At 71.6% G+C, this 1,439-nt stretch carries 3 protein-coding genes; all 3 read left to right on the plus strand.

Features of this window, described 5'->3' with window-relative positions; genetic code table 11:
* The first annotated feature begins 33 nt into the window (after window positions 1-33).
* Complete coding sequence (locus ABZ641_RS37225; RefSeq protein WP_344627072.1) at window positions 34-384, plus strand: zinc ribbon domain-containing protein YjdM; 351 nt, start codon at window positions 34-36, stop codon at window positions 382-384.
* Between the two features lie 357 nt (window positions 385-741).
* Window positions 742-933, plus strand: coding sequence for a hypothetical protein (locus tag ABZ641_RS37230; RefSeq protein WP_344627071.1), 192 nt, complete (start codon window positions 742-744; stop codon window positions 931-933).
* Window positions 933-1,298, plus strand: coding sequence for a metalloregulator ArsR/SmtB family transcription factor (locus ABZ641_RS37235; protein WP_359989005.1), 366 nt, complete (start codon window positions 933-935; stop codon window positions 1,296-1,298). Before ABZ641_RS37230 ends, ABZ641_RS37235 begins: the two co-directional genes overlap by 1 nt.
* The last annotated feature ends 141 nt before the right edge of the window (window positions 1,299-1,439 follow it).

Raw genomic sequence — 1,439 nt, forward strand, 5'->3', positions numbered from 1 at the left:
GCGACAGATGCGACAGACGGAGGACCCGGGCCCATGAGCGAGAACCTTCCCCCGTGCCCGAAGTGCTCCGGCGAGTACACCTACGTCATGGACGCGCTGGTGGTGTGCCCCGAGTGCGGACACGAGTGGACCCCCGGCGACAGCGGCGCGCAGGCCCCCGGCGAGCGGGTGGTGCGGGACGCGGTCGGCAACGAGCTGCACGACGGCGACACGGTGACCGTGGTGAAGGCGCTGAAGGTCAAGGGCAGCCCGTCGGGCATCAAGGCCGGGACCAAGGTGCGCAACATCCGCCTGGTCGACGGCGTGGACGGCCACGACATCGACTGCCGGATCGAGGGTTTCGGCGCCATGCAGCTCAAGTCGAGCGTGGTCAAGAAGGCCTGACCCCGGCCACGGGCCGGCCGCCCCCTGCGGTCGCACCACGCCAGGCCCGCCCCGACGGCGGGACCGGCGTCGGGGCGGACTGTGAGTCGTCCGGCCCGCCGCCTCCGGCCGCCGCTGCATGCGGAAGGCAGGTGCACCCCGGAAGCGGAGCGCCGCTCACGCGGATGCGGCAGGACCGGACACCGGCGGCCGAGCCGACCGGCCGGAACGACGGGTGATCGACAGGCGGATCGGCCGGACTCCGGCCATGGCTTGCGATAGTAGTAATTTGAAGAATTCTTCATGTTCGCAGATGATGCATTTGTGTACCGATGGGTCCGACAGGGACGCGGGGCCCGAGGCGGAGGGACAGCGGCGATGAGCGGCGTGTTCGACGCGGAACTGCACGAGCAGCTGGCCGAGGCCCGCCGACTGCGGGCCCGGGCCCGGGAAGCCGGTGACGAGGAGAAGGCACAGGCGTACGCGGGGCGGATCACGCAACTGCTGCGGATCGCGGCCCACCACGGCATCGCGCTGGACCGCGCGGCGGACGAGGAGGAGCAGGACTGATGGCGATCCCGCTGTATCAGGCGAAGGCGGAGTTCTTCCGCACGCTCGGCCATCCGGTGCGGATCCGGGTGCTGGAGCTGCTGCAGGACGGGCCGCGGCCGGTGCGCGAACTGCTGGCGGAGATCGAGATCGAGCCCTCGAACCTGTCCCAGCAGCTGGCGGTGCTGCGCCGCACCCAGCTGGTGTCGGCCACCCGGGACGGCAACACCGTGGTGTACGCGCTGAGCACGCCGGACGTGGCGGAGCTACTGCAGGCGGCACGGCGGATCCTGTCCACGATGATCACCGTCCAGTCGGACCTGCTGGCCGAGCTCGGCGGGCACGCGACGCAGGAGGCACAGGCGGCAGAGGCGGCAGAGGCATGAGCGGCGCGTCCGCTTCGTCCGCGAGCCGTCTGGGTGGCCGGCTGCGGGCGGTGCTTCCCGAGCGCACGACGTGGGCGACGATGCGGCGCTCACCGCGCAAGGACCTGCTCGCCGGGGTGACGGTGGCGATCGTCGCGCTGC

It is taken from the genome of Kitasatospora sp. NPDC007106 (genome assembly GCF_040634455.1).
GTDB classification, from domain to species: domain Bacteria; phylum Actinomycetota; class Actinomycetes; order Streptomycetales; family Streptomycetaceae; genus Kitasatospora; species Kitasatospora arboriphila.

What these genes read in the sequence shown, in the direction of transcription:
- ABZ641_RS37225 (WP_344627072.1), top strand. Translation starts at nt 34, where the DNA reads ATGAGCGAGAACCTTCCCCCGTGCCCGAAGTGCTCCGGCGAGTACACC.
- ABZ641_RS37235 (WP_359989005.1), top strand. Translation starts at nt 933, where the DNA reads ATGGCGATCCCGCTGTATCAGGCGAAGGCGGAGTTCTTCCGCACGCTC.
- ABZ641_RS37230 (WP_344627071.1), top strand. Translation starts at nt 742, where the DNA reads ATGAGCGGCGTGTTCGACGCGGAACTGCACGAGCAGCTGGCCGAGGCC.